27 protein-coding genes and 1 pseudogene are annotated in these 26266 nt (G+C 69.5%); 17 read left to right on the forward strand and 11 right to left on the reverse strand.

All coding sequences use genetic code 11. From position 1 onward, the window contains the following. The 3 genes from JHN63_RS34475 to JHN63_RS34485 form a co-directional block, all read left to right on the forward strand. Positions 1-447 (forward strand): GTP-binding protein (locus JHN63_RS34475; RefSeq protein ID WP_200688228.1); only part of this gene is annotated, 447 nt, incomplete at its 5' end. 2 nt (positions 448-449) lie between these two features. Continuing rightward, the gene (gene rpsR / locus JHN63_RS34480; protein ID WP_200688230.1) at positions 450-683 is read left to right on the forward strand and encodes a 30S ribosomal protein S18; all 234 of its coding nucleotides are present in this window, start codon (positions 450-452) and stop codon (positions 681-683) included. A gap of 306 nt (positions 684-989) precedes the next feature. Continuing rightward, the gene (locus JHN63_RS34485) at positions 990-1208 is read left to right on the forward strand and encodes a DUF397 domain-containing protein (protein WP_234478148.1); all 219 of its coding nucleotides are present in this window, start codon (positions 990-992) and stop codon (positions 1206-1208) included. Between the two features lie 66 nt (positions 1209-1274). On the opposite strand, the gene JHN63_RS34490 is transcribed toward JHN63_RS34485, so the two are convergent. Continuing rightward, complete coding sequence (locus JHN63_RS34490; protein ID WP_200688234.1) at positions 1275-1787, reverse strand: ATP-binding protein; 513 nt, start codon at positions 1785-1787, stop codon at positions 1275-1277. Positions 1788-2141: 354 nt separating this feature from the next. Here JHN63_RS34490 and JHN63_RS34495 point away from each other — a divergent pair, with 354 nt between their 5' ends. The 6 genes from JHN63_RS34495 to JHN63_RS34520 all read left to right on the forward strand — a co-directional run bounded on the left by JHN63_RS34495 (position 2142) and on the right by JHN63_RS34520 (position 7938). After that, positions 2142-2966, forward strand: coding sequence for a helix-turn-helix transcriptional regulator (locus JHN63_RS34495; RefSeq protein WP_200688286.1), 825 nt, complete (start codon positions 2142-2144; stop codon positions 2964-2966). A 124-nt stretch (positions 2967-3090) separates the two neighbouring features. Next, positions 3091-4551 (forward strand): aldehyde dehydrogenase family protein, encoded by a 1461-nt coding sequence (locus JHN63_RS34500; protein ID WP_200688236.1) that lies wholly within the window; start codon positions 3091-3093, stop codon positions 4549-4551. 130 nt (positions 4552-4681) lie between these two features. Next, positions 4682-5230 (forward strand): DinB family protein, encoded by a 549-nt coding sequence (locus JHN63_RS34505; RefSeq protein ID WP_200688238.1) that lies wholly within the window; start codon positions 4682-4684, stop codon positions 5228-5230. Between the two features lie 223 nt (positions 5231-5453). Further along, entirely contained in the window at positions 5454-6095 is a 642-nt protein-coding gene (locus JHN63_RS34510) for a PadR family transcriptional regulator (RefSeq protein ID WP_200688240.1), read from the forward strand. A gap of 74 nt (positions 6096-6169) precedes the next feature. Then, a complete protein-coding gene (locus JHN63_RS34515) occupies positions 6170-7180 on the forward strand; it encodes an ATP-binding cassette domain-containing protein (RefSeq protein WP_200688242.1) in 1011 nt (336 codons plus the stop codon). Next, positions 7177-7938 (forward strand): ABC transporter permease, encoded by a 762-nt coding sequence (locus JHN63_RS34520; RefSeq protein WP_200688244.1) that lies wholly within the window; start codon positions 7177-7179, stop codon positions 7936-7938. Before JHN63_RS34515 ends, JHN63_RS34520 begins: the two co-directional genes overlap by 4 nt. Before the next feature lie 18 nt (positions 7939-7956). On the opposite strand, the gene JHN63_RS34525 is transcribed toward JHN63_RS34520, so the two are convergent. Together JHN63_RS34525 and JHN63_RS34530 are read right to left on the reverse strand one after the other, a co-directional pair. Beyond that, entirely contained in the window at positions 7957-9363 is a 1407-nt protein-coding gene (locus JHN63_RS34525; protein WP_200688246.1) for a glutamate decarboxylase, read from the reverse strand. 39 nt (positions 9364-9402) lie between these two features. Then, positions 9403-10686, reverse strand: coding sequence for an ion channel protein (locus JHN63_RS34530; RefSeq protein ID WP_200688247.1), 1284 nt, complete (start codon positions 10684-10686; stop codon positions 9403-9405). Between the two features lie 109 nt (positions 10687-10795). Between JHN63_RS34530 and JHN63_RS34535 the strand changes: the two genes are divergently transcribed. Beyond that, positions 10796-11557: a MerR family transcriptional regulator gene (locus JHN63_RS34535; protein WP_200688249.1), complete on the forward strand. Its 762-nt coding sequence runs from the start codon at positions 10796-10798 to the stop codon at positions 11555-11557. A 15-nt stretch (positions 11558-11572) separates the two neighbouring features. Here JHN63_RS34535 and JHN63_RS34540 read toward each other — a convergent pair whose 3' ends face one another. Further along, on the reverse strand, positions 11573-11938 hold the full coding sequence (locus tag JHN63_RS34540) for a YbjQ family protein (protein ID WP_200688251.1): 366 nt from the start codon (positions 11936-11938) through the stop codon (positions 11573-11575). A gap of 160 nt (positions 11939-12098) precedes the next feature. Here JHN63_RS34540 and JHN63_RS34545 point away from each other — a divergent pair, with 160 nt between their 5' ends. Further along, positions 12099-13040, forward strand: coding sequence for a VTT domain-containing protein (locus JHN63_RS34545; protein ID WP_234478145.1), 942 nt, complete (start codon positions 12099-12101; stop codon positions 13038-13040). Between the two features lie 14 nt (positions 13041-13054). Here JHN63_RS34545 and JHN63_RS34550 read toward each other — a convergent pair whose 3' ends face one another. Beyond that, positions 13055-14692 carry a threonine/serine exporter ThrE family protein gene (locus tag JHN63_RS34550; RefSeq protein WP_200688255.1) on the reverse strand — a complete coding sequence of 546 codons (1638 nt, stop codon included), beginning with the start codon at positions 14690-14692 and terminating at the stop codon, positions 13055-13057. A 104-nt stretch (positions 14693-14796) separates the two neighbouring features. Continuing rightward, the gene (locus tag JHN63_RS34555) at positions 14797-15288 is read right to left on the reverse strand and encodes an inorganic diphosphatase (RefSeq protein WP_019070224.1); all 492 of its coding nucleotides are present in this window, start codon (positions 15286-15288) and stop codon (positions 14797-14799) included. A gap of 124 nt (positions 15289-15412) precedes the next feature. Here JHN63_RS34555 and dacB point away from each other — a divergent pair, with 124 nt between their 5' ends. From dacB to folE, 6 genes are all read left to right on the forward strand, one after another. Beyond that, positions 15413-17062: a D-alanyl-D-alanine carboxypeptidase/D-alanyl-D-alanine-endopeptidase gene (dacB, locus tag JHN63_RS34560; protein ID WP_200688288.1), complete on the forward strand. Its 1650-nt coding sequence runs from the start codon at positions 15413-15415 to the stop codon at positions 17060-17062. Between the two features lie 111 nt (positions 17063-17173). Continuing rightward, positions 17174-18295, forward strand: coding sequence for a zinc-dependent metalloprotease (locus JHN63_RS34565; RefSeq protein ID WP_200688257.1), 1122 nt, complete (start codon positions 17174-17176; stop codon positions 18293-18295). 193 nt (positions 18296-18488) lie between these two features. Beyond that, entirely contained in the window at positions 18489-19529 is a 1041-nt protein-coding gene (tilS, locus tag JHN63_RS34570; RefSeq protein ID WP_200688276.1) for a tRNA lysidine(34) synthetase TilS, read from the forward strand. A 65-nt stretch (positions 19530-19594) separates the two neighbouring features. Then, positions 19595-20155, forward strand: a complete 561-nt coding sequence (hpt, locus tag JHN63_RS34575) for a hypoxanthine phosphoribosyltransferase (protein ID WP_019064278.1) — start codon at positions 19595-19597, stop codon at positions 20153-20155. Between the two features lie 186 nt (positions 20156-20341). Continuing rightward, on the forward strand, positions 20342-22375 hold the full coding sequence (ftsH, locus tag JHN63_RS34580; protein ID WP_200688277.1) for an ATP-dependent zinc metalloprotease FtsH: 2034 nt from the start codon (positions 20342-20344) through the stop codon (positions 22373-22375). A gap of 132 nt (positions 22376-22507) precedes the next feature. Then, positions 22508-23113: a GTP cyclohydrolase I FolE gene (gene folE, locus JHN63_RS34585; protein WP_200688278.1), complete on the forward strand. Its 606-nt coding sequence runs from the start codon at positions 22508-22510 to the stop codon at positions 23111-23113. A 145-nt stretch (positions 23114-23258) separates the two neighbouring features. On the opposite strand, the gene JHN63_RS34590 is transcribed toward folE, so the two are convergent. From JHN63_RS34590 to folP, 5 genes and pseudogenes are all read right to left on the reverse strand, one after another. Beyond that, positions 23259-23747, reverse strand: coding sequence for a DUF3180 domain-containing protein (locus JHN63_RS34590; RefSeq protein ID WP_200688280.1), 489 nt, complete (start codon positions 23745-23747; stop codon positions 23259-23261). Between the two features lie 59 nt (positions 23748-23806). Next, the gene (folK, locus tag JHN63_RS34595) at positions 23807-24418 is read right to left on the reverse strand and encodes a 2-amino-4-hydroxy-6-hydroxymethyldihydropteridine diphosphokinase (protein WP_200688282.1); all 612 of its coding nucleotides are present in this window, start codon (positions 24416-24418) and stop codon (positions 23807-23809) included. After that, positions 24415-24774 carry a dihydroneopterin aldolase gene (gene folB, locus JHN63_RS34600; RefSeq protein WP_200688283.1) on the reverse strand — a complete coding sequence of 120 codons (360 nt, stop codon included), beginning with the start codon at positions 24772-24774 and terminating at the stop codon, positions 24415-24417. Before folB ends, folK begins: the two co-directional genes overlap by 4 nt. A gap of 246 nt (positions 24775-25020) precedes the next feature. Further along, complete coding sequence (locus JHN63_RS34605; RefSeq protein WP_200688284.1) at positions 25021-25524, reverse strand: nuclear transport factor 2 family protein; 504 nt, start codon at positions 25522-25524, stop codon at positions 25021-25023. Continuing rightward, positions 25521-26266: pseudogene (gene folP / locus JHN63_RS34610) on the reverse strand (dihydropteroate synthase); the annotation flags it as partial. The pseudogene folP and the gene JHN63_RS34605, both read right to left, overlap by 4 nt.

Here is a 26266-nt window from a genome sequence, read left to right on the forward strand (position 1 = left end):
GCTCCGGGTGAAAGGGCCGGCACCTTCGTCTGGCATCGGTGCCGGCCCTTTCACCCGGAGCGGTTGTATGCCGCGCTGGAGGATCTGACCTGCGCGGCCGCCCGTAGCCGGGGGCGGTTCTGGCTCGCTGACCGGCCCGACTCGTTGATCCACTGGGACGCGGCCGGCGGGGCGCTGTGCGTGGAGAGCGCGGGGCCGTGGCTGGCCTCATTGCCGGACGCCGCCTGGGAGTTGGTGCCGCCGGTGCGCCGGGCCGCCGCCGCGCTCGACTGGCATCCGGAGCACGGCGACTGCTGCCAGCACCTCGTCTTCACGTCCCCCGGGCTCGACCGCGACGGACTCGAACGGCTCCTGGAGTCCTGTCTGTTGACCGACACCGAGTACGCCGCGGGCCGAGCCGCCTGGAAACGCCTCCCGTCCGCCTTCGACGCCTTCCTGGAGATCTGACCGTGCCCCGCAAGCCCGAACGCCGGCCCGCCAAGTCCCGCCGTAACCCCCTGGACGCGGCCGGCGTGACGTACATCGACTACAAGGACACCGACCTGCTGCGGAAGTTCGTCTCCGACCGAGGGAAGATCCGCAGCCGACGGGTCACCGGCGTATCCGCCCAGCAGCAAAGGCAATTGGCGATTGCGATCAAGAACGCCAGGGAGATGGCATTGTTGCCCTACTCGACGCGATAGCCGCCTCCCTGTGGAACACGGGCGCCCCGGTACGCGTCTTCACTAGTACATGTCCCGCACCGGCACATGTCCGGTGGGGACCGGGGCAGACGCTGGAACGGCATCGGTAAAGCAGTCGTCAAAGCTGTAACCGGAGGACCACCCCGCGTGCACGTGCATCTGCCCATGCATCTGCACATGAACAGGGCTATGATCCGGAACAGTTGACCACTGCATCAATGGCCACACCAGCCAGTGCACAACCGGGAGCGACCTGTGGACCACCGCGTTGACAGCGTGTACTTGGGGTTCGACGTGTACAACGGCATGGCTGCCACGCAGCTGGACGGAGTGGCCTGGCAGAAGAGCCGGCACAGCAACTCGCAGGGCTCCTGCGTGGAGTTCGCCCGGCTGCCCGGCGGAGACGTCGCCGTACGCAACTCCCGCTTCCCCGACGGCCCGGCGCTCGTCTACACCCGCGCCGAGATCGAGGCGATGCTCCTGGGCATCAAGGACGGCGAGTTCGACCACCTGATAGTGGGCTAGCCGACCGACCCGCCCACCTGTCGACAACGCGCGTAGAACCGCGGCCCGAAAGAGAGCCGCGGTTCCTCACGCGTTGCTCCGCGCCGGGTCGCCCGGCAGCCGGAACAGCGCCCAGACCACCTTGCCGCTGAGCGTCCCCGCCAGCGGATGCCAGCCCCAGCCGTCGGCGAACGAGTCGACGAGGAACAGGCCGCGCCCCGACTCCGCCGAGAAGTCCTCCGAGTCACGGGCGACGGGACTGTCGTGACTGGGGTCGCGCACCGCGCACACGAGCCGCTCGGTCCAGCGCATCAGATGCAGCCGCACGGGCGGGTTCTGCTCGGGCACCCGCGGAGTGTTGGCCGGCAGGGCGTGCCGCAGCGCGTTGGTGACCAGTTCGGAGACGACCAGACAGACGTCGTCGAAGCGGTCGCCGACGTCCCACTGGTCGAGCGTGCGACGGGTGAACTGCCGTGCCTCGCGCACCGCTTCGTAGCGCGCGGGCAGAGCACAAGAGGCGGCGCTGGACACGGTTGAGGGGTCCAGCGGCGGAAGGCCCTGCCGTAACGGCTCGAGCATGGTCGATCCATTCGTCCCCATGCGAGGCACTCCCGGGAATTCGCGGTCGTTGCGATGCAGCGGTGGCGCGAGACCATGGTTTCGGATGCGTACAGCAGATGCAAGGGCAGATGCACGTGCAGCTGACCGAATTGGACCCTCCCGTACCGCTTGTTGGCCATTTTTTCCGCCAAGTTCGCGCCGTTCTCGCGCTCCAGCCTTGCTTCTTCCTGACGTCTTCCTGACAACTTCCTGTGAACAGGAACCTCTTCTTTCCATTTCTGTAATCGAACGAGTACTGCTCGAAGTGTTTTAGTGGCAGACTGCGGCCCCTGAAGACGGTTGGGGAGGCTGGCGAACGTGAGCGCGCAAGAGCCCGGATCGGTGGTGCGGCGGATGCTGCTCGGCTCGCAACTCAGGCGACTGCGTGAAGCACGCGGGATCACCCGCGAGGCCGCGGGGTACTCGATCCGTGCTTCCGAATCCAAGATCAGTCGCATGGAGCTGGGGCGTGTGAGCTTCAAGACGCGGGATGTCGAGGACCTGTTGACGCTGTACGGCATCACGGACGAGGCGGAGCGCATCTCACTCCTCTCCCTCGCGAAGGAGGCCAACGTAGCGGGCTGGTGGCACAGTTACTCGGACGTCCTGCCCAGTTGGTTCCCCACCTATGTGGGCCTGGAGGGCGCCGCCTCCCTCATCCGCGTCTACGAGGTCCAGTTCGTCCACGGACTGCTCCAGACCGAGGCCTACGCCCGCGCGGTCGTCCGGCGCGGCATGAAGGGCGCGAGCGAGGCCGACGTGGAGCGGCGTGTGGCGCTGCGACTCGAGCGGCAGAAGTACCTGGTGAACGAGAACGCGCCGGACTTCCACATCGTCCTGGACGAGGCCGCCCTGCGCCGCCCCTACGGCGACCGCGAGGTGATGCGCGGTCAGCTCCAGCATCTGATCGAGGTCTCCGAGCACCCCAACGTCCGCCTCCAGGTGATGCCGTTCGGCTTCGGCGGGCACGCCGGCGAGTCCGGCGCCTTCACGCTCCTGTCCTTCCCGGAGTCGGACCTCTCCGACGTCGTCTACCTGGAGCAGCTCACCAGCGCGCTGTACCTCGACAAGGCCGAGGACGTGGCCCAGTACGAGAAGGCGCTGAAGGAACTCCAGCAGGACAGCCCGGGTCCGGACGAGAGCCGGGATCTTCTCCGGGGACTGCTTCAACTCTCTTGAAACACAAGTACGATGACGTGTGATCAGACCGTGATGATCGTGAGCGTGATGGATGGTCCGGTCTGCTGTTGATCGTGTCTGCCATTGATCGTGCCTGCTGACGATTGAGCGATTGAGGGATCACATGTCGTCCTACTTCACCGACCTGGCGCAGCAGTACATCGACGGTGAGTGGCGCCCGGGCACCGGCTCCTGGGACATCATCGACTTCAACCCGTACGACGGCGAGAAGCTCGCGTCGATCACGATAGCGACGGTCGACGAGGTCGACGAGGCGTACCAGGCGGCCGCCCGTGCCCAGAAGACCTGGGCCGCGACCAACCCCTACGCCCGCCGCGCGGTGTTCGAGAAGGCTCTGCGGATCATCGAGGACCGCGAGCAGGAGATCTCCGAGGTGATCGTCGCCGAACTCGGCGGCACCTTCCTGAAGGCCGGCTTCGAGCTGCACCTCGTCAAGGAGTTCCTGCGCGAGGCGATCCACCTCGCGCTGCGCCCCCAGGGCCGCATCATCCCCTCGCCGGTCGACGGCAAGGAGAACCGCGTCTACACCGTCCCGGTGGGCGTGGTCGGCGTGATCAGCCCCTTCAACTTCCCGCTCCTGCTCTCCCTCAAGTCGGTGGCCCCCGCACTGGCGTTGGGCAACGGCGTGGTCCTCAAGCCGCACCAGAACACCCCGATCGTCGGCGGTTCCCTGGTCGCGAAGATCTTCGAGGACGCGGGCCTGCCGGCCGGTCTGCTCAACGTCGTCATCACCGACATCGCGGAGATCGGCGACGCCTTCATCGAGCACCCGGTCCCGAAGGTCATCTCCTTCACCGGCTCGGACAAGGTCGGCCGCCATGTCGCGACCGTCTGCGCCGCGAACTTCAAGCGCGCGGTCCTCGAACTCGGCGGCAACAGCGCGATCGTGGTCCTCGACGACGCCGACATCGACTACGCGGTCGACGCGGCGGTCTTCAGCCGCTACGTCCACCAGGGCCAGGTCTGCATGGCCGCGAACCGTGTCCTGGTCGACCGCGCGATCGCCGACGAGTTCACCGAGAAGTTCGTCGCCAAGGTCAGGTCCCTCAAGGTCGGAGACCCGCGCGACCCGCAGACCGTGATCGGCCCGGTCATCAACTCCTCGCAGGCGGACGCCCTTTCGGGTGTCGTCGAGCAGGCGCTCGCGGAGGGTGGGACGGCCCTGGTGCACGGCACGACCACCGACAACCTGGTCTCGCCCTCGGTCCTCACCGGCCTCCCCGCGGACTCGGAGCTGCTCCGCCAGGAGGTCTTCGGCCCGATCGCCTTCCTCATCCCGTTCGACGGCGAGGAGGAGGCCGTGAGCATCGTCAACGACACGCCGTACGGCCTCAGCGGCGCGGTGCACAGCGGCGACATCGAGCGCGGCGTCAACTTCGCCAAGCAGATCGACACGGGCATGTTCCACGTCAACGACGGCACCGTCCACGACGAGCCGATCGTCCCCTTCGGCGGCGAGAAGGCCTCCGGCGTGGGCCGCCTCAACGGCGAGTCGATGCTGGACGCGTTCACCAGCCTGAAGTGGATCTCGGTGCAGCACGGGCGGAGCGGTTTCCCGTTCTGATCCCCCCTTTCTGAGTACGTCGCCGTGAGCCGGGCCATTGAGGACAGAACCTGACCTCGATGGCCCGTAGCTTCATCGACGTCGGGCAGGGGGACAGGCTCCCGGCCGGCACCGGCGAAAGGCGAAGGCCATGGTCACGCACGTACCCGCGGACACACAGGGCGACGAGCGCGGGTCGCTGCTCACGTTCATCGAGGACCAACGGGGCGGTATCCGCAGGTCGTTGCTCGGGCTGACCGAGGAACAGGCCGCGAGCAGGCCGAGCGCGAGCGAACTCTCCCTCTCCGGGCTGCTCAAGCATGTCGCCGACGTCGAGCAGGGCTGGATCGCCCGGGCGAAGCAGGAACCGCCGGCCGTCCAGCGCGACCAGACCAACTGGCACGAGACGTTCCGACTGGTCGACGGCGAGACCGTCGAGTCGCAGCTCGCCTACTGGGAGAAGGTCGCCGCCGAGACCGAGGCGTACATCCGCTCGGTGCCGAGCCTGGACGACACCTTCCCGGTCCCGAGCGAGCCCTGGTTCCCGCCGGAGGGCCGTGTCTCCGTGCGCTGGCTCTGCCTGCACCTGATCCGCGAGACGGCCCGGCACGCCGGCCACGCCGACATCATCCGCGAGTCCCTCGACGGCGCCACCGCCTACGAGCTGGTCGTGAAGGAGCGGGGCGGCACCTTGGGCTAGTTCCTGTCCGGCGGATCAGGGTGCAGGGGAGCGGCAGCGCCTGATCAGCGCGGCCGAGCGGGGTGTGGTGCGCGCAGCCGCAAGGCGGCGGAGGCGTCGGCCGCGGCTGGGGTTCCTCCCCACGCCTTGAGGCAGCGGGGGAGTGCGTGCCACCCCACCTCCCCCGTGTCTGCGGCAGGATCCACCGGACGGGCCCTGGCCTCCCGGGTTCTACGCTGGGCGCATGTCAGCGATCCGTCTTCTCGTGCTCGGCGCCGTACGCCAGCACGGGCGGGCTCACGGCTACCAGGTGCGCAACGACCTCGAATACTGGGGCGCGCACGAGTGGTCCAACGCCAAGCCCGGCTCGATCTACCACGCGCTCAAGCAACTGGCCAAGCAGGGACTCCTGCACGCCCACGAGATCGCGCCGTCCACGGCCGGGGGCCCGCCCCGCACCGAGTACGAGATCACCGACTGGGGCACCGAGGAGTACCTCCGGCTGCTGCGCGAGGCGCTGACGTCCTACGACCAGCAGATGGACGTCAAGTCCGCCGCCATCGGCTTCATCGTCGACCTGCCGAGGGCGGAGGCGGTGGCGCTGCTCAAGGAGCGCACCCGGGGTATCGACCGGTGGCGGGCCTCGGTCACCGAGCACTACATCCCCGCGGACGGCCCCGAACAGCTGGGCCACATCGGCGAGATCATGAACCTCTGGGTCCACACGGCCGATGCAGAGGCCGCGTGGACCGAAGGGCTGATCGGGCGCATCGAGGGCGGGGCGTACACCTTCGCGGGGGAGGGCGCGCCGTTCGTCGGCGTACTGAAGGACGGCGACGAGAACCCGTACGCGACGGGGGAACGACATCCCGGGGACGCTCGCTAATCAAGTTTGACTAACGCGGTCGAGGGGGTTACTTTCGAGCTAGTAGTCAAGCTTGACTAGTGAGGGAGTGTTCCGTGGCCGACACGGCGATCACCGTCGAGGGCGCACACAAGACGTACGGCGAGAAGAAGGCCAGGAAGGCAGGGAAGGCCAAGGCGGCCGAGACCTCCGAGGGGGGCAAGGGGGTCAAGAAGGCGCTCGACGGGCTCGATCTTCATGTCGCGCGCGGCACCGTGCACGGCGTGCTCGGTCCCAACGGTGCCGGCAAGACGACCCTGGTCCGGGTCCTGTCCACCCTGCTGCGGCCCGACTCGGGCCGCGTCGAGGTGGCCGGGTACGACGTGCTGACCGAGGCCCGCGCGGTCCGCTTCCGCATCGGTCTGCTGGGTCAACACGCGGCCCTCGACGAGGAGTTGGGCGGTCGGCAGAACCTGGAGATGTTCGCCCGGCTCCACCACCTCGGCGCCCGCCACGCGCGCGTGCGCGCCGACGAACTCCTCGAACGGTTCGACCTCGCCGACACCGGCCGCAAACCCGTCCGCGCCTACAGCGGCGGCATGCGCCGCCGCCTCGACCTCGCCGCCTCGCTCGTCACCGCGCCGGAGATCCTCTTCCTGGACGAGCCGACGACCGGCCTCGACCCGCGCGGCCGGGCCGAGGTGTGGGCGGCGGTCCGCTCGCTGGTCGACGGCGGTACGACGGTCCTGCTCACCACCCAGTACCTGGAGGAGGCCGACCAACTCGCCCACCGGGTCTCGGTGGTCGACCGGGGCCGGGTCATCGCCGACGGCACCCCGGACGAGCTGAAGTCCCGCACCGGCGGGGACCGTATCGACGTCGTCCTGCGCGACGCGGGTCAACTGGGCGCCGCCGTCGCCCTGTTGCCCGTCCCCGAGGCGGGCGTCTCCGTCGACGTCGACCGCCGGCTGCTCAGTGCCCCGGTCACCGACCGGATGACGGCGCTCTCCGGAGTCGTAAGAGCGCTGGAGGAGGCCGGGATCGACGCCGAGGACGTGGCGCTGCGGCGACCGACCCTGGACGAGGTGTTCCTGCATCTCACCGGAACGCACAAGGAGGCCGTGTGAGCGCCTACGCCCTGACCGATTCCTGGACCATGACACGACGTGAACTCGCCCACTGGGCGCGGCAGCCCGTGCAGGTCGTGGTGAGTCTCGTCTTCCCGGTGATGCTGCTGCTGATGTTCGGCTATCTGATCGGCGGTGGGCGCGCGGTCGAGGGTCCCTACGTCGACTACCTGGTTCCCGGGATGCTCGCGCTGACCATGGCCTTCGGCCTGGAGGGCACGATGCTCGCCGTCACCCAGGACCTCAACAAGGGGGTGATCGACCGCTTCCGGTCCATGCCGATGGCCGACGAGGCGATCCTGGTGGGGCGTTCGGCCGCGGACATGCTTCAGTCGGCGATCGGGCTGGTCGTGCTGATCGGAGTCGGTCTCGTGCTGGGCTGGCGCCCGCAGGGCGGCCCCGGTGGGTTCCTGGGCGCCGTGGGGCTGCTGTTGCTCTTCCGGTTCGCCATGTTGTGGGTCGGCATCCAACTGGCGCTGGTCGCGGGGCGGCCCGAGATGGTGCAGGCCGTGCAGATCCTGGTGTGGCCGGTCGGCTTTCTCTCCAACGCGCTTGCCACGCCGGACGCGATGCCGGGGTGGCTGGGCACGGTCGTGCAGTGGAACCCGATGTCCCAGACCGCGACAGCCGTACGCGACCTCTTCGGCGGGCCTGGCGGGGAACCGGGGCACGTCTGGGCCGCTGTGGCCTGGCCGCTCGCACTGCTGGCCGTGTTCTTCCCGCTTGCCGTACGGCGGTTCCGCGGGCTCGGGAGGTGAGTTCCGCGCGGTTGTGGCTCAGTGATGGAAGCCCGTCGCCGCTCCCTTGTCGGGGGTGAACGGGTGGGGCTGGCGGCGAAGTTCGGGGAGGAGGCGGGTCAGGTCGTCCAGGAACAGTTCCGCCAGGTCCGCCGAGAAGCCGTTGCGGCAGACGATGCGGAGGACCGAGAGGTCCTCGCGGTCGGCCGGGAAGGTGTACGCCGGGACCAGCCAGCCGTGTTCCCGGAGGCGACGGGAGACGTCGAACACGTCGTAGGCCTGGACGTGGGGGGCGGTGGTGAAGGCGAAGACCGGCAACTCGTCGCCTCGGGTGAGGAGTTGGAAGTCGCCCAGTGCTTCGATGCGGTCCGCCAGGCCGCGGGCCACGTCGCGGGTCGACTGTTGTACGGCTCGGTAGCCCTCTCGGCCGAGCCGGAGGAACGTGTAGTACTGGGCCACCACCTGGGCGCCGGGGCGGGAGAAGTTGAGGGCGAAGGTGGGCATGTCGCCCCCCAAGTAGTTGACGCGGAAGACGAGTTCCTCGGGGAGGGCCTCCTTGTCGCGCCACAGGGCCCAGCCGACGCCCGGGTAGACCAGGCCGTACTTGTGCCCCGAGGTGTTGATCGAGGCCACGCGCGGGAGGCGGAAGTCCCAGACCAGGTCCTCGTCCAGGAAGGGGGCGACCATCGCGCCGGACGCGCCGTCCACGTGGACCGGGATGTCGAGGCCGGTGCGCTCCTGGAGTGCGTCCAGAGCGGCGCACAGGTCGGCGATCGGTTCGTAGGAGCCGTCGAAGGTGGAGCCGAGGATGCCGACGACCCCGATGGTGTTCTCGTCGCACAGCTCGGCCGCGGCTTGCGGGTCGAGGTGGAAGCGGTCGCCCTCCATGGGGACCTGGCGGGCCTCGACCTCCCAGAAGTTGCAGAACTTCTCCCAGCAGACCTGGACGTTGACCCCCATCACCAGGTTCGGGCGGGCGGCCGGGTAGCGGTCCTTGTTGCGCTGCGTCCAGCGGCGCTTCAGGGCCATTCCGGCGAGCATGCAGGCCTCGCTGGAGCCGGTCGTCGAACAGCCCACGGCGGCTGACGGATCCGGTGCGTTCCACAGGTCCGCGAGCATCGCCACGCAGCGCTTCTCCAGCTCCGCGGTGCGGGGGTACTCGTCCTTGTCGATCATGTTCTTGTCCCGGCACTCCGCCATCAGGACGCCGGCTTCCGGCTCCATCCAGGTGGTGACGAACGTCGCCAGGTTCAGGCGGGAGTTGCCGTCCAGCATCAGCTCGTCGTGCACGAGCTGGGCCGCCGTCATCGGAGGCAACGGGGTGTCCGGGAGCCGGTGCTTCGGCGGGGCCTCGGTCATGCCACCGACCGGATTGGCCTCCCCGTAGAAGGGGTTCACGGACATGGGGCGCTCGGCGGATTGCTCGGGACCTTCGTGCAACGGCATGGGCGTGCCTCCGATAAGGATCAAAAGAACCAACGGGTACTAGCGAACCGGAGTTCCGTCCGCGCGCAACTGCATCTGCGGTCTCCCGGTCGCCAGCAGCCAGGCCGGCAGCGAGCCGATGCAGAGCAGGGCGAGGATCGCGGGCGAGGCCACCAGGATGGCGGCGGTGAACAGGCTCACCCAGCCCTGCCGGGTGATCGCCAGGAGCATGCCCAGGACGCCCGCCGCGACCCCGAGCGCCGGGTCCACCGCGGGCACGACCGCGTGGGCGAACAGACCGAACGCCACGCCGATGAACACCGACGGGAAGATCCGCCCGCCCCGGAAACCGCAGGACGCGGCGACCAGCAGCGCCGCCAGCTTCACCACCGTCATCGTCGCGAACTGGCCCGCCGACCAGCCCTCGGGATCGGCCGCGAGCGCCCCGACCTCGTCCAGCCCCTTGAAGAGCGTCAGATGGCCGCCCACGGCCGCCAGAAGGCCCAGCACGAGCCCACCGGCCGGAAGCGCCAGCATGGGGTGCCGGAGGCGGGAGAAGGCGGCATGGGCGTACGGGAAGAGGTAGACCGCGGTCATTCCGAGCAGCGCGGCCAGCGGCGCCAGCACCAGGACCGCCAGCAGGTCGCCCCAGCCCGGCCGGCCGAACGCGGGCAGATGCAGGTCGAAGGTCGGATGGGCCACCAGGGTGGTCGTCATGGCGCCCGCACCGGCCGCCGCGAGCGGCGCGAACACGTTGTCCCAGAGGGCGCCCTTGGTGTTCCGGCCGGCCAGCGCCTCCGAGATGAGCAGGGCCGCCGCGACCGGCGTCCCGAACAGCGCCCCGATGGTCGCCGACTCGGCCAGCGCCCCCCACACACCGCCCGGCACCCGCGGCGCCAGCCTGCGCCCCGCCCACAGCGCGAGCCCCACGTTGACGGCGATGATCGGGTTCTCCGGGCCGAGACTCGGCCCGCCCGCGAGCATCAGCGCGGTCGCCAGCAGGAGACCCGGCAGCACCATGGGCGGCAGCGGTACGGCCTCCAGGCCGGTGGTGGCCGGATCGGGACCGGCATGCCCCGGGACCTTCCACACCACCAGCCCGACCACGATGCCGGTGGCCGTCAGCATGACGAGCATCCACAGCACCGAGTAGCGGCCGATGCCCAGGGCGTCGGGCAGGTTCTTCCAGAGCACGTGCTGAAGCTGCTCGGCCACCTCGCTCACCGCGATGAAGAGCAGACTCGCGAGCACGCCCACGACCAGGGCGGGGACGATCAACGGCAGCAGGGTGCGCGCCGGGGTCGTAGGGGCGGCTGGTGCCTGTTGCGCGCTGTCCTGGGCCACGGGCTCACCATAAGCGGGCAAAACGGACCGAACATCTCGGGAGTTCGGGGCTTGCACCTCACGTGACGTGAGGCCTCAGCGTGGGGTGCGGACACCGAAGGGAGCGGAAGTGAGCTATTCCGTAGGACAGGTCGCCGGGTTCGCCGGGGTCACCGTGCGCACGTTGCACCACTACGACGACATCGGCCTGCTCGTCCCGAGCGAGCGCAGTCACGCGGGTCACCGGCGCTACGGCGACACCGACCTCGACCGGCTGCAACAGATCCTGTTCTACCGGGAACTCGGCTTCCCGCTCGACGAGGTCGCGGCCCTGCTCGACGACCCGGAGACGGACCCGCGCGCACACCTGCGCCGCCAGCACGAACTGCTGACCGCCCGGATCGAGAAGCTCCAGAAGATGGCCGAGGCCGTGGAACACGCCATGGAGGCACGCACGATGGGCATCGATCTCACCCCCGAGGAACGCTTCGAGGTCTTCGGCGACAAGGACCCCGAGCAGTACGCCGAAGAGGCCGAACAGCGCTGGGGCGGCACCGAGTCCTACGCCGAGTCGCAACGCAGGGCCGCCCGCTACACCAAGGCCGACTGGAAACGCCTCCAGGCCGAGGTCGACGCCTGGAGCGAGCGCTACGCCACCCTGGTGACCACCGGCGAGCCACCCACCGCCGAGGAGGCCATGAACCTGGCCGAGGAACACCGCCTGCACATCGACCGCTGGTTCTACACGTGCTCCCACGAGATGCACGTCTGCCTCGCCGGCATGTACGTCTCCGACGAGCGCTTCAAGGCGTTCTACGACTCCATGGCCCCGGGCCTGGCCGAGCACCTCCGGGACGCGATCCTGGCGAACGCGTCCCGGCACACCCCGTAGGCGGTTGGTCCGGGGTCACTCCCGGGCCAGGACCACCGCCGTCCCGTAGGCGCACACCTCGGTGCCGACGTCCGCCGCCTCGGTCACGTCGAAGCGGAACGCCAGGACGCCGTTGGCCCCACGCGCGCGTGCCTGCTCGATGAGCCGCTCCATGGCCTGGTTGCGGGTCTGCACCAGGGTCTTGGTGAGCCCCTTCAGTTCACCGCCGACCATCGACTTCAGACCGGCGCCGATCTGGCTGCCGAGATGCCGTGAGCGCACGGTCAGCCCGAACACCTCGCCGATCACCTGCTCGACCCGGTACCCGGGAACGTCGTTCGTCGTCACGACCAGCACATCGGCCTGCGGCCCCTGGCCGCCGCCGTATTCGTCGATACCCATATGGTCATCGTCACCCACGGCTCACAGCTTTGCCCTATGGGATGCACAGTGCATCCTGGAGACACCGGTGGAACCTGGGACGGACACATGGCGTTGATAGCTTTGTGCGGCCGCACCTGGACGCTGCCCCTCCCTCCACCCTCAGGAGCCCGGAACCGTGATGACGATGGCCCTCGGCCCGAGCTGGCTCGATCCGAACACCATGCTCGACCGGTTCGGGATCTGGGGCCTGCTCCTCGTGGTCTTCGCGGAGTCCGGCCTGCTCATCGGGTTCTTCCTGCCGGGTGACTCGCTGCTCTTCACCTGCGGCCTGCTGATCACCGCGGGCACCCTCGACTTCCCGCTGTGGGCGGCCGTCGCACTGATCTGTGTCGCCGCGATCCTCGGCGACCAGGCGGGCTACGTCTTCGGCAAGAAGGTCGGCCCCTCGCTCTTCAACCGCCCGGACTCACGCCTCTTCAAGCAGGAGAACGTGGTCAAGGCGCACGAGTTCTTCGAGAAGTACGGCCCCAAGTCCCTGGTCCTGGCCCGCTTCGTGCCCATCGTGCGCACGTTCACGCCGATCATCGCCGGCGTCAGCGGCATGAAGTACCGCTCCTTCATCACGTTCAACGTGATCGGCGGCGTCCTGTGGGGCGCGGGCGTGACCCTGCTGGGTTCCTGGCTCGGCAACATCGACTTCGTCCACAAGAACATCGAAGCGATCCTCATCCTGATCGTCCTCGTCTCCGTGGTCCCGATCATCATCGAGTTCCTCCGAGCCCGCTCCAAGGCCAAGAAGCAGCCCCGGGAGTCCCAGGAGCAGCCCGGCGACCCGGCCGCGACCCAGCCGTTCCCGGTGATCATGGACGACTCGACGACCCAGCTCCGCCGCGTGGACGAGCCCCAACAGCAGCAACAGCAGCCGCAGCAACAGCAGTACGACCAGAACAACGGCTACGACCAGTACTACGCGCAGCCCCAGCAACAGCAGCCGTACCCCCAGCAGACGTACCAACAGCAGCCCTACGGCAACCAGCAGTACGGCAACCAGCAGTACCCGCCGTACGACAACCAGGGCCAGGACCAGGGCTACTCGCAGAACGGCTATCCCCAGGGCTGACTCCCGGGCGGCGCTCAGAACCCCCGCGTCCGCTTGGCGGCCCGCCGGGCCCCCGCGGAAGCCCCCGGGACCCGCAGGAACAGCCGCGAGATCTCCGACCCCAGATTGACCCCGATGGCGATGGCCATGGCGAGCGACGCCGCCGTGGCCAACGACACCAGCCCCTTGTCGACCTCGTTCTGCGCGATCGCCAACAGACCGAAATAAGTGGCCGACCCCGGCAGCAGGGGCCCGATCGCCGCGGTCGTGTAGGGCAGCGCCGACGCGAACCGGTACCGGGACAGCAACTGCCCGAACAGCCCGACCAGCCCCGCCGCAACGGCCGTGGACGCAACCGGTGAGATCTCCGCGACGAAGCGCATCGCCCCGTAGACAGACCAGGCGACACCCCCGTTGAGGGACACGAGCAGGACGGTGGATCGTTCCTGCTGGAGCAGTACGGCGAAGGTCAGCGACAGCAGGACGGACGCGCCGATCTGCCACAGCGGCCGGTCGGAGTTGCCGAGGGCCACGTCGGGGTTGAGCTGCGCACCGAGCTTCACGCCGAAGTACAGGACGATCAGGACGCCGGCCACGATGCCGACGAAGAAGTACATGACTTCGAGGAGCCGGGCCGCCGCGGTGATGTAGAAGCCGGTCAGTCCGTCCTGTACGCCCGCCACCAGCGCCCGCCCGGGCAGCAGGGCGAACAGCCCACCGGTGATGACCGCGGAGGCCTTCACGTCGACGTTGGCGACCGTGAGCGCGACCCCTATCGCGGCGGGCGGCATCGCGGCGACCGTGAACTGGTAGAACTCCGGCAGCCCGCGCCCCGCGCACAGCCACGCGAGCCGGTCGCCGAGCATCGCGCCGAGCGCGGCCGCGAAGAACACGATGATGTCACCGCCGACGAGCACGGAGGCGGCGCCCGCGAGCAGCCCGCTGGCGGAGGTCAGGACCCAGCCGGGGTACGGGTGCCGGTTGCGCCGCATCTCGGCGAGCCGCCGGTAGGCGTCCTCCAAGGAGAGTGCCGTTTCCGGGTCGCTGAGGTCCTGGACCAGCCGGAACACGGCCGCGAGCCGTGTGTAGTCGGTGCCCCGGCGCCGTACGGTCCGGGACGCGGTCACCGGATCGTCCACCAGGGAGGGCTGATAGGAGATCGAGAGGAGCGTGAAGGTGACGGTCGGCTCGCAGCGGTCGAGGCCGTAGGAGCGGCAGACCGCGAACATCGCCGCCTCGACGTCCTCCGCGCCCTCCCCGCCCGCGAGCAGCAACTCGCCGATGCGGAGCGTCAGATCGAGCACGCGCGGTACGGCGGGACCGCTGTCGTCGGGCTTCTGCACCGGCTCCGGTGCGGGCCGCTCGGACACCGGCATCCGCAGCATCGTGCGCATGCGGTCCTGCCAGGGCACGTCCTTGGTGAGGCTGACGAGGGGGATCCCGGTCGGCGGGGTGAAGGCGGGCGGTGCCTCTCTGGCGCTGTAGGTGCTGGGCGTGCTGAACGCCGATCCCTCGGAATCGTCGACGGCCGGCGCCGTCACGTCGAGCCCGCGCGGAACGGCGAACTCCGAGGTCGTGGACGACTCCCCGTCAGCGGCAGCGACACCCGAGGGAGCCGTGAACGCGCTCCTGACCTCGTCCGACTGCGGCTTGCGGTCCTCCGCTTCCGTCACTCCGTAGCACTCCCTGAACGACACCTCCAGTGATCCTCAGTATGCGCACAGACATGCAAACGGGCCGCACGCGTGCGCGTGCGGCCCGTTCCTGCGCAAGGGGCTCAGTGGCCGCCCTGCTCCTTCAGCCGCTTGTACGAGCGCTCGATCTCCGCCTCGGCGTCCGTACGGCCCACCCAGTTGGCACCCTCGACCGACTTGCCGGGCTCCAGGTCCTTGTAGACCTCGAAGAAGTGCTGGATCTCCAGGCGGTCGAACTCCGACACGTGGTGGATGTCACGCAGGTGCTCCACACGCGGGTCGGACGCCGGGACGCACAGCAGCTTGTCGTCGCCGCCGGCCTCGTCGGTCATCCGGAACATGCCGATCGCGCGGCACTTGATGAGGCAGCCGGGGAAAGTCGGCTCCTCCAGGATGACCAGCGCGTCCAGCGGGTCGCCGTCCTCGCCGAGAGTGTTCTCGACGAAGCCGTAGTCGGCCGGGTAACTGGTCGAGGTGAAGAGTCGACGGTCCAGGCGGATCCGACCGGTCTCGTGGTCCACCTCGTACTTGTTCCGCGAACCCTTCGGGATCTCGATCGTGACGTCGAACTCCACCGGTGGCTCCTCCATGATCAGCACATAGTTCTGGTGGTTAAGTGTCCCTCACGCAGGTGTGTGATCGCGAAAGGGGCTGGTGGTCGTGCCGGAGCTGAGGCCTTGGCGGGCCGCGAGACCGCATGTGGCGCGGGTCGCGCGAGCCGTCCGGCCCCGTCTCGAGCGGGCCGCGCGATCCGCGAAACCGCAGGTCACACGGGTCAAGCAAGTCGCGGGGTCACAGGTCACGCGGCTCAACCAAGCCGTGAGACCTCAGGTCACGCGGCTCACTGACACCGTGTCACCGCACGTCGCCCGGCTCGTCGCGTCCGTGTCACCGCAGGTCGCGAAGGTGCCGCGGCCGAACAGGACCTGGCAGTTCACCGCCGTCGCCGCCACCGCCGGAATGGCACTGGCCGCCGGTGTGGTGACCGCCGCCGGTCCCTGGGACTCCTCCGGTCAGCGTACGGCCGAGCGGGACCACGCAGTCGCACAGGAACGTTCAGGTGGCGTAGATCACGGCCGTAATTCCGATACGTCCGCCAAGGCACCCCGTCCCGCCCCCAGCGCCGCATCCGTCCTGGTCGCCCTCGGCGGCTCCGCGAACACCGTGAAGTCGGCGCCGACCGGCACCGCCCTCGCGGACGTGCTCAACCCCCTCCTGGACAACGCGGCGCTCGGCACCCGCCACACGGCCGCCGTGGTGGACGTGTCGACCGGAAAGCGCCTCTACGGAGTGGGCGCCGACGACGCCCTGACCCCGGCCTCGACCACGAAGATCGCCACCGCCGTGGCCGCCCTCTCCGCGCTGGGCGCCGACCACCGCTTCACCACCCGCACCGCCCTGGAGCCCGACACCAAGGAACTCGTCCTGGTCGGCGGCGGCGACCCCACGCTGACCGCCCACAAGGACGCCGAGGGCTGGGCGAGCCTGCGCACGCTCGCCGACAGCACGGCGGCCGCCCTGAAGAAGCGCGGCATGCGCGAGGTGACGCTGTCGTACGACAAGACCCTGTACGTCGGTTCCGAACTCCACCCGATCGGGGTCAACGACAACCTCGCCCCGGTGACCGCCCTGTCCGCCGACGAGGGCCGTACCGACGACTCGTCCAGCGGTCAGGTGCTGCGCGTGACGGACCCGGCGGGGGACGCGGCGAAGAAGTTCGCGGGCTTCCTCGAGGAGCGCGGCATCAGGACGACGTCCCCGGGCCCCTCGAAGGCGACCGCCCGCGCGGCCACCCTCGCCACGGTCTCCTCGCCCCCGCTGTCCGACATCGTCGAGCGGATGCTGACCAACAGCGACAACGACATCGCGGAGGCCCTGGCCCGCCAGACCGCCGTGGCGACGGGCGGGCGCGCCGACTTCGACGGCGGCGCCGCGGCGATCGCCGCCCAACTGAAGAAGCTCCAACTCCCGCTCAAGGGCGCCGCGTTCAACGACGGCAGCGGCCTGAACCGCGACGACCGCCTCACCGCCGACCTCCTGACCGCCCTCCTGGTCAAGGCAGGCGACCCGGCCCACCCCGAACTCCGCCCGGTCCTCACCGGTCTCCCCGTCGCCGGTTTCACGGGCACCCTGACGACCCGCTACACGGACGCCACGGGCGCGGCCGGCGTCGTACGCGCCAAGACCGGCACTCTCACAGGCGTCAACACGCTGGCGGGCACGGTCGTGGACAAGGACGGCCAACTCCTGGCCTTCGCCTTCCTGGCGTCGAACACGACGAACAAACTGGAGGCCCAGGCGGCCCTGGACCACACGGCAACGGCACTGGCGGCGTGCGGCTGCAGTTAGGACCCGGAACGGGTGGGCACAGCCAACAACACCGGGTGCCCTCACAACAGCCGCTCACCTGACCGACCTCGTGCCCTGCCCCCAGCGGCAGCGCTCACGTACGGTTGACGCATGACGAGCATCGGTGGTGCAGAGATGGTCGACTGGAATCTCGCGGTGGCGACCGCGACCCGACTCGTGCGGCCGGGCCCCGACGTGAGCCGTGACGAGGCCCGGGCCGTCGTCGCGGAGCTGCGCCGGCATGCGAAGGCCTCGGAGCAACACGTCCGGGGTTTCACCCGGATGGGTACGGACGATCTCCACGACACCCCGATCCTGGTCGTCGACCGCCCCGGCTGGGTGCGGGCGAACGTCGCCGGGTTCCGGGAGGTCCTCAAGCCGCTGCTCGACAAGATGCAGGAGCGGCGCGGCAACACCCCCGGGGGCGCGGTCTTCGGAGCGGTCGGCGGCAAGGTGACCGGCGTCGAGCTGGGCATGCTGCTGTCGTTCCTGTCCTCGCGCGTGCTCGGCCAGTACGAGACCTTCGCCCCGGCGACCCGCGAGCTGCCGGCGGGCGCGAAGGGCGGGCGGCTGCTGCTGGTCGCGCCGAACATCGTGCACGTGGAGCGCGAACTCGACGTACAGCCCCACGACTTCCGCCTGTGGGTGTGTCTGCACGAGGAGACGCACCGCACGCAGTTCACGGCGGTGCCCTGGCTGCGGGACCACCTGGAGGGCGAGATCCAGTCGTTCCTGGGGGAGACCGAGGTCGACCCCATGACCGTCCTGGAGCGCATCCGGGAGGCCGCCCAGTCGTTGGCCGGCGGTCGGCCCGAGGGCGAGGAGGACGACGAGGGCCGGTCCCTGGTGGAGATCGTGCAGACGCCCGCCCAGCGGGAGATCCTCGGCCGGCTCACCGCCGTGATGTCCCTCCTGGAGGGGCACGCCGACTTCGTGATGGACGGCGTCGGCCCGGACGTGGTGGCGAGCGTCGCGGAGATCCGCGAGAAGTTTCAGCAGCGACGGGCCAAGGGCGCCTCCCGGCTGGACTCGGCGCTGCGCAAGCTGCTGGGTCTGGACGCCAAACTGAGGCAGTACCGGGACGGCGAGCGATTCGTACGCGCGGTCGTCGAACAGGTGGGCATGGACGGCTTCAACCGGGTGTGGACCTCCCCGAACACGTTGCCGACGAAGACGGAGATCGCCAAACCGGCGGACTGGGTCGCGCGGGTGCACCGCAAGGCCGAGTCGTGAACGGGTCGCGGACGGGGTGAAACGGATTCGGCCGACGGCAGGCGAACGCCCCCGCAATCACCCGTCCGAGGGACCGTGAGCGATGGGTAGGCGTGCGATGCTCGGGGAACGCCCCGGTTCTGTCACCATCTACACACTCTGAGTGACCGAACCTCGGGCCAACCCCCCGAAAACTTCATGAAGGGAACCGGACATGGGTCCCCATCCTGCGGTCGCGGCGATACGCCTGGCGGTCCGCCGCGTCCTCCACGACATCCTCACCGACCACGAGGCCCTGCAGACCGCCGGCGCCTCCCGGCACACCTCGCACGAGCGCCCGCCCTCGCCGCTCGTGCTCGTCGCATGCTCCGGCGGCGCCGACTCCATGGCCCTCGCCTCCGCCCTCGCCTTCGAAGCCCCCAAGCTGGGCATCCGGGCCGGCGGCATCACCGTCGACCACGGCCTCCAGGCCGGCTCCGACCTGCGCGCCGACGAGGTCGTCCTGCGCCTGCGCGAACTGGGCCTGGACCCCGTGGAAGCCACTTCCGTGACCGTGGGCCGCGAGGGCGGCCCCGAGGCAGCAGCCCGGGACGCCCGCTACGCCGCCCTCGACGCCTGTGCCGCCCGGCACGGCGCCGCCGCGGTCCTGCTCGGCCACACACGCGACGACCAGGCGGAAACCGTCCTGCTGGGCCTCGCCCGCGGCTCCGGCATCCGCTCCCTGTCCGGAATGGCCGCGGTCTCGGGGGCCGACGGCCGTTACCGCCGCCCCTTCCTGCAACTCGACCGGCAGACCGCCCGCAAGGCCTGCATGGTCCAGTCGCTGCCCGTCTGGGACGACCCGCACAACGCCGACCCCGCCTACACGCGCTCCCGGCTGCGCCACGAAGGCCTGCCCGCCCTGGAGAAGGCGCTCGGCAAAGGGGTCGTGGAAGCGCTCGCCCGTACGGCTCAACTCTCCCGGGACGACGCCGACGCCCTCGACACCTGGGCCAGCCAGGCCGAGGCCTCCGTACGCGATGCCACCGGCCTGCTGGAGTGCGCCAAGCTCTACGCCCTGCCGCCCGCCGTACGCCGCCGCATCCTGCGCCGGGCCGCCATCAAGGCCGGCGCCCCGGCCGGTTCGCTGTTCGCCCGGCACATCGAGGAAGTCGACCGGCTGATCACCGGCTGGCGCGGCCAGGGAGCCATCAATCTCCCGGGCAAGGTCGTCGCCCGGCGCCAGGGTGGCAGACTGGTGATTCGGCAGGGCTGAATCGACACCCCCTCCGGACCTCCGGGGGCGGGACCAGGTAGTGGCCGGTTGGACGACCGAAAGTGATGCGGGTGGACGCGAAAGACATGGGTGACGACCTCCAGTCGGTGCTCATCACCAAAGAAGAGATCGACGCGAAGCTCGTGGAGCTCGCCGCGAAGATCGACGCGGAGTACGCGGGCAAGGATCTGCTGATCGTCGGCGTCCTCAAGGGCGCGGTGATGGTCATGGCGGACCTCGCCCGGGCGCTGTCCACCCCCGTCACCATGGACTGGATGGCCGTGTCGTCGTACGGCGCGGGCACCCAGTCCTCCGGTGTCGTGCGGATCCTCAAGGACCTCGACACCGACATCAAGGGCAAGCACGTCCTCATTGTCGAGGACATCATCGACTCGGGACTGACGCTGTCCTGGCTGATCTCCAACCTCGGCTCGCGCGAGCCCGATTCGCTGAAGATCTGCACCCTGCTCCGCAAGCCGGAGGCGGCAAAGGTCGCCATCGACGTGGAGTGGGTCGGCTTCGACATCCCGAACGAGTTCGTCGTCGGCTACGGCCTCGACTACGCCGAGAAGTACCGCAACCTCCCGTTCGTCGGTACGCTCGCGCCGCACGTCTACGGCGGCTAGAGCCACTCGGCCCAAGCCCTGTAAGACGATCGGGAACCCCAGCGGGTTTCGCGCCGTTGGAGCATGCAGACGCGTCTCCCAGCCGTCCCGTGCGACTTCGGGCAACATGGCTGGGGTACGGTCAGAAGAACTGTCTTTATCAAACTCACTATGGCAGGAGGGACGGAGCGAATTCGCTCCGTATGGATGGACGTGAAGCGATACTTCCGTGGGCCGGTCATGTGGATCGTGCTGGCCGTCCTTGCCGTGGTCGTGTTGATGCAGGTCGTCGGCTCGTCCGGTGGCTACAAGACGGTGGACACCGGCCAGGTCGTCCAGGCGATCAATGACAACAAGGTCGAGTCGGCCAAGATCACCACCGGCGACGAGCAGACCATCAAGGTCACGCTCAAGAGCGGTGCGAAGGTCGAGGGCAGCTCCAAGATCCAGGCGAGCTACATCGGCGACCAAGGCGTGGACCTCGCGGCCACGCTGCAGACCAAGTACCAGGACAAGCAGATTCCGGACGGCTACACGGTCTCGCCGACGAAGCAGAACGCTTTCGTCGGGATCCTGCTGTCGCTGCTCCCCTTCGTCCTCATCGTGGTCGTCTTCCTGTTCCTGATGAACCAGATGCAGGGCGGCGGCTCCCGAGTCATGAACTTCGGGAAGTCCAAGGCCAAGCTCATCACCAAGGACACCCCGAAGACGACGTTCGCGGACGTCGCGGGCTCCGACGAGGCCGTCGAGGAACTGCACGAGATCAAGGAGTTCCTCCAGGAGCCGGCGAAGTTCCAGGCCGTCGGCGCCAAGATCCCCAAGGGCGTACTCCTGTACGGCCCGCCCGGCACCGGCAAGACCCTGCTGGCGCGTGCCGTCGCCGGCGAGGCCGGGGTGCCCTTCTACTCGATCTCCGGTTCCGACTTCGTCGAGATGTTCGTCGGTGTCGGTGCCTCCCGAGTCCGTGACCTGTTCGAGCAGGCCAAGGCGAACGCCCCGGCGATCGTCTTCGTCGACGAGATCGACGCGGTCGGCCGCCATCGCGGCGCCGGCCTCGGCGGTGGACACGACGAGCGCGAGCAGACGCTGAACCAGCTGCTCGTCGAGATGGACGGCTTCGACGTCAAGGGCGGCGTGATCCTCATCGCCGCGACGAACCGGCCCGACATCCTCGACCCGGCCCTCCTGCGCCCCGGCCGCTTCGACCGCCAGATCGCGGTCGACCGCCCGGACATGCAGGGCCGTCTGGAGATCCTCAAGGTCCACCAGAAGGGCAAGCCGGTCGCACCGGACGTCGACCTCTCCGCGGTCGCCCGTCGTACGCCGGGCTTCACCGGCGCGGACCTGAGCAACGTCCTCAACGAGGCCGCCCTGCTCACCGCCCGGGGCAACCGCAAGCTGATCGACAACTCCATGCTGGACGAGGCGATCGACCGTGTGGTCGCGGGCCCGCAGAAGCGGACCCGGATCATGTCGGACAAGGAGAAGAAGATCACCGCGTACCACGAGGGCGGACACGCCCTGGTCGCGGCGGCTTCCCCGAACTCCGACCCGGTCCACAAGATCACGATCCTCTCCCGAGGCCGTGCTCTGGGCTACACGATGGTCCTGCCCGAAGAGGACAAGTACTCGACCACGCGCAACGAGATGCTCGACCAGCTCGCCTACATGCTGGGCGGTCGCGCGGCCGAGGAACTGGTCTTCCACGACCCGACCACGGGCGCCGCGAACGACATCGAGAAGGCCACCGCGACGGCTCGTGCGATGGTCACGCAGTACGGCATGACCGAGCGCCTCGGCGCGATCAAGTTCGGCGGCGACAACACCGAGCCCTTCCTGGGCCGGGAGATGTCGCACCCGCGCGACTACTCGGAAGAGGTCGCCGCGCTCGTCGACGAAGAGGTCAAGAAGCTCATCGAGAACGCGCACAACGAGGCCTGGGAGATCCTGGTCGAGAACCGTGACGTGCTCGACGCGCTCGTGCTCCAGCTGCTGGAGAAGGAGACGCTGAACAAGGAGCAGATCGCCGAGGTCTTCGCTCCCATCGTCCGGCGTCCGGCCCGTCCCTCGTGGACCGGCTCCTCCCGCCGTACGCCGTCCACCCGCCCGCCGGTGCTCTCCCCCAAGGAGCTGTCACTGACGAACGGGACGAACGGCGCGGGTCCCGCGATCACCGCCGGTGCGACCGCCGAGTCCGCTCCCACGCTGGAGAAGGCTCCGGAGGACCGCCCCGAGAACTGACGCGCGTCTCACACGGCTCGAAATGGAAGCCGCGCCCCCCTGGATTTAGCCTGGGGGGCGCGGCTTTTCCATATGCCCGCAACTGAGGCGTGTGTCCGCACACGCGCGACCCGCACAGGAACGAGGCACGACATGACCGATCCCGTGACGCTGGACGGCGAGGGAGCGATCGGCGTCTTCGACGAGAAGCGCGCCGAGAACGCCGTACGCGAACTGCTGATCGCGGTCGGTGAGGATCCGGACCGGGAGGGGCTCAGGGAGACGCCGGCGCGGGTGGCGCGGGCGTACAAGGAGATATTCGCGGGGCTGTGGCAGAAGCCCGAGGACGTGCTGACGACGACGTTCGACCTGGGGCACGACGAGATGGTCCTGGTGAAGGACATCGAGGTGCTGAGCAACTGTGAGCACCATCTGGTGCCGTTCGTCGGGGTTGCCCATGTCGGCTACATCCCGTCCGCCGACGGCAAGATCACGGGCCTGTCGAAGCTGGCGCGGCTGGTGGATGTCTACGCCCGGCGGCCGCAGGTGCAGGAACGACTCACCACGCAGATCGCCGACTCCCTGATGGAGATCCTGGAGCCGCGCGGTGTCATCGTCGTCGTCGAGTGCGAGCACATGTGCATGTCGATGCGGGGGGTGCGGAAGCCCGGCGCCAAGACGATCACGTCCGCGGTGCGGGGGCAGTTGCGGGACTCGGCGACGCGTAATGAGGCGATGAGTCTGATCATGGCCCGCTGACGGTTCGGTCCGCTGGGAGGAGCGGGGGGAGCGGTCGGGGGCGTCGGTCAGGTGCGGCTTCGTTGTGGTTGGCCGCGCCCACGCGGCGGAGTCGCAGATCGACACAGCCCCGCACCCCTTTGGGGCGCTCCTGTGAACGGTGCCATCAGGTGACGGGTGTCGCCCCCGCCGCGTTGTTGTCGTCGTCCTCCGGGAGTTTGCAGACGCGCTCCAGGAAGATCGCGGCGACTATCACCGCGATGCCCGCCAGGACCGAGAAGCCGGCGTAGATGGCCTGGTCGCGGCGGGCGGGGATGTCGAGGGACTCCAGGAGGTAGGCGCCCGTGCCGCCGTACATGCCGGCGACGAGGGCGGCGACCAGGGCGCTGGCCTGACCGAAGACGACCGCGCGGGCCGCCATCAGGGGGTCGACGCCCTTGGCGCCGGGGCGGCGCTCGCGCTGTGCCTTGAGGCGGGCGCGCAGGGAGAGCGCCGTGGCCAGCAGGACCACGGCGATCACGGCGAGCACGACGGGCGCGGCCAGCGGGACGCTCGGCAGGGTCCCCACCGCGCTCCACAGGCGGGCCCCCGCCCAGGACAGCACTCCGGCGATCACGAACACGCCGGCCAGCACCCTGATCCGCAGCTCTCTCACGGTGTCCCTTCAGCTCCCCGTGCCCTGTCCGGGCGTTGTGGTCGTCTCGACCTTAACGACTACTCGGGCAGCCGGAGTTCCAGGTCCTTGCGGGGCGCGACGCCGTCACGGGTGATGTCGTCCAGGAGGACGGCGACCGGGCCGTGGCCGGGCAACTGCGCCTCGGGCTCCACGTCGTGCCAGGGCGCGAGCACGAAGGCCCGCTCGTGGGCGCGCGGGTGGGGGAGCGTCAGCACCGGGTCGTCGGAGACGACGTCGGCGTACGCGACGATGTCGACGTCGATCGTGCGCGCGCCCCAGCGCTCCTCACGGACCCGGTGGAAGGCCTCCTCGACCGCGTGCGCCCGCTCCAGCAGGGAGGACGGGGGCAGGGTGGTCTTGAGGACGACGACCGCGTTGAAGTACGACGGCTGGCTGCCGGGTTCGACGCCCCACGGCTCCGTCTCGTAGACCGGGGACACGGCCTTGATGCGGACGCCGGGGGTGTCCTCCAGGGCGTCGATGGCGCCCTGGAGGGTCTCCAGGCGGTTGCCCAGGTTGGCGCCGATGGAGATCACGGCGCGCCTCGGGTTGCTGAGGGTGGTGTCGGCGGCGTCCACCTGCTGCACCACGGAGGCGGGCACTGGCTGGACGGTCGGGTCGCTGTGCCCCTCGGTGAACGAGAAGGTCATACTCGGCTCCGGGTGATGGTGACGGTCACGTCGTCGAAGGGGACGGTGATCGGGGCGTCCGGCTTGTGGACACGGACCTCGACCTCCTCGACCCCTTCGTGCTTCAGGCAGGTCTGCGCGATGCGCTCGGCGAGGGTCTCGATGAGGTTGACGGGCTCACCCTGGACGACGGCCACGACCTCCTCCGCCACGACGCCGTAGTGCACGGTCTTCGTCAGGTCGTCGTCGGCTGCGGCCGGCCGGGTGTCCAGGCCCAGGACGAGGTCCACGATGAAGGTCTGGCCCTCCTCGCGCTCCTTGGGGAACACGCCGTGGTGCCCGCGGGCCTTGAGCCCGCTCAGCGCGACACGATCCACGCGAATCACTCCTGCAATCGTCGGTGGTGGCCGGTTCGTACTGTGTGTGGGCGGTACCCCGGCCTCGAACGAATCTACCTGCGGGCACTGACAATGCCGGGCCACGAGGGCACGGGCACTGCCCGGGGCCCGAGGGTTCGTGGCGCGTTTCCCCTGGGGAACCCGGTGGCTCATGGGTCGGTAGCCGCCCCTACCCCGGGGTTCGTGATTCCAACCACTTCTTCAGCCTGATGGGCGCCTACCCGCTCAGCTGGGGGTGTCCTCGCTGTCGTCCTCGTCGTTTTCGGCCAACACCGGGGACGCGTGGTGCGACCAGAGCTTCCAGCCCTCGGGGGTGCGCCGGAACACGTTCGTGGCGACCACGAGCTGGCCGACGAGCGGGCCCAGTTCGTCGCTGTCGTCGGGGGAGGGGCCGCCGCTGAGGATGTTCTCCGTGCAGGTGACCAGGGCGGTGTCGCCGGTCACGGACACGTGCACGTCGGTGAGGAAGAACTGGATGTACTCGGTGTTCGCCATGATCAGCGCGTACGACCGCAGGACCTCGCCGCGGCCGGTCAGCACCGGCCAGCCCGGGTGCACGCAGGAGATCACGCCGCTGTCCGCCGGGTCGTGGTACTCCTCGTCGATGCCGAGGTCGGCCGGGGTCAGCCAGAGCGCGGACAACTCGTCGAAGTCACCGCGCTCGAGCGTCTCGTAGAACGCGGTGTTGGCGAGTTCCACCTGCTCGACGTCGGTGTGGGGGGCGGTCACAGGGCTCCCTCGGAGCTGGTGTGCGAGGCAGCGGGGGCGCCGGTGGCGCGCGCCCATTCGACGGCGCGCGCGACGCGTACGGCGTCGGCCGTGGCGCGGACCTCGTGGACGCGCACCGCCCACGCGCCGGCGTGCGCCGCGAGCGCGGAGACGGCGGCCGTGGCGGCGTCGCGCTCGCGCGCGGGCGGGGGCGCGCCCTCGGGGCCGGCGAGGACGCGGCCGAGGAACCGTTNGGAACCGTTTGCGGGAGGCCGCGACGAGCAGGGGGTGGCCGAGGGCGAGCAGGCGGTCGACATGGGCCAGGAGGACGAGGTCGTGCTCGGCGTCCTTGGAGAAGCCGAGGCCCGGGTCGACGACGACACGGTCCGGGGAGACACCGCCCGCGAGAACGGCCTCCACGCGTGCGTGCAGTTCATCGACGACCTCGGTGACGACGTCTTCGTAGACGCCCCTCACGTTGCCGCCCTCCAGGAAGCCGCGCCAGTGCATGACCACGAAGGGGGCGCCCGAGGCGGCGACGACCGGGATCATCGCGGGGTCGGCGAGGCCGCCGCTGACGTCGTTGACGAGGGCGGCGCCGGCGGTCAGGGCCTGCTCGGCGACGGAGGCGCGCATGGTGTCCACGGAGACGGTGACGCCCTCGGAGGCGAGGCCGCGGACCACGGGGATGACGCGCTTGAGCTCCTCGGCCTCGTCGACGCGGGAGGCACCGGGGCGGGTGGACTCACCGCCGACGTCGACC

The sequence above is a fragment of the Streptomyces sp. MBT65 genome, from assembly GCF_016612545.1.
Classification (GTDB): domain Bacteria; phylum Actinomycetota; class Actinomycetes; order Streptomycetales; family Streptomycetaceae; genus Streptomyces.

Bases quoted from the DNA above. Each gene is read 5' to 3' on its own strand.
- folK (WP_200688282.1), bottom strand. From the start codon at position 24,418: ATGACCTTCTCGTTCACCGAGGGGCACAGCGACCCGACCGTCCAGCCA.
- JHN63_RS34505 (WP_200688238.1), top strand. From the start codon at position 4,682: ATGGTCACGCACGTACCCGCGGACACACAGGGCGACGAGCGCGGGTCG.
- tilS (WP_200688276.1), top strand. From the start codon at position 18,489: ATGGGTCCCCATCCTGCGGTCGCGGCGATACGCCTGGCGGTCCGCCGC.
- JHN63_RS34510 (WP_200688240.1), top strand. From the start codon at position 5,454: ATGTCAGCGATCCGTCTTCTCGTGCTCGGCGCCGTACGCCAGCACGGG.
- JHN63_RS34485 (WP_234478148.1), top strand. From the start codon at position 990: ATGGCTGCCACGCAGCTGGACGGAGTGGCCTGGCAGAAGAGCCGGCAC.
- ftsH (WP_200688277.1), top strand. From the start codon at position 20,342: ATGGACGTGAAGCGATACTTCCGTGGGCCGGTCATGTGGATCGTGCTG.
- JHN63_RS34525 (WP_200688246.1), bottom strand. From the start codon at position 9,363: ATGCCGTTGCACGAAGGTCCCGAGCAATCCGCCGAGCGCCCCATGTCC.
- JHN63_RS34545 (WP_234478145.1), top strand. From the start codon at position 12,099: ATGACGATGGCCCTCGGCCCGAGCTGGCTCGATCCGAACACCATGCTC.
- JHN63_RS34540 (WP_200688251.1), bottom strand. From the start codon at position 11,938: ATGGGTATCGACGAATACGGCGGCGGCCAGGGGCCGCAGGCCGATGTG.
- JHN63_RS34490 (WP_200688234.1), bottom strand. From the start codon at position 1,787: ATGGGGACGAATGGATCGACCATGCTCGAGCCGTTACGGCAGGGCCTT.
- JHN63_RS34500 (WP_200688236.1), top strand. From the start codon at position 3,091: ATGTCGTCCTACTTCACCGACCTGGCGCAGCAGTACATCGACGGTGAG.
- JHN63_RS34495 (WP_200688286.1), top strand. From the start codon at position 2,142: ATGCTGCTCGGCTCGCAACTCAGGCGACTGCGTGAAGCACGCGGGATC.
- folE (WP_200688278.1), top strand. From the start codon at position 22,508: ATGACCGATCCCGTGACGCTGGACGGCGAGGGAGCGATCGGCGTCTTC.
- JHN63_RS34565 (WP_200688257.1), top strand. From the start codon at position 17,174: ATGACGAGCATCGGTGGTGCAGAGATGGTCGACTGGAATCTCGCGGTG.
- hpt (WP_019064278.1), top strand. From the start codon at position 19,595: ATGCGGGTGGACGCGAAAGACATGGGTGACGACCTCCAGTCGGTGCTC.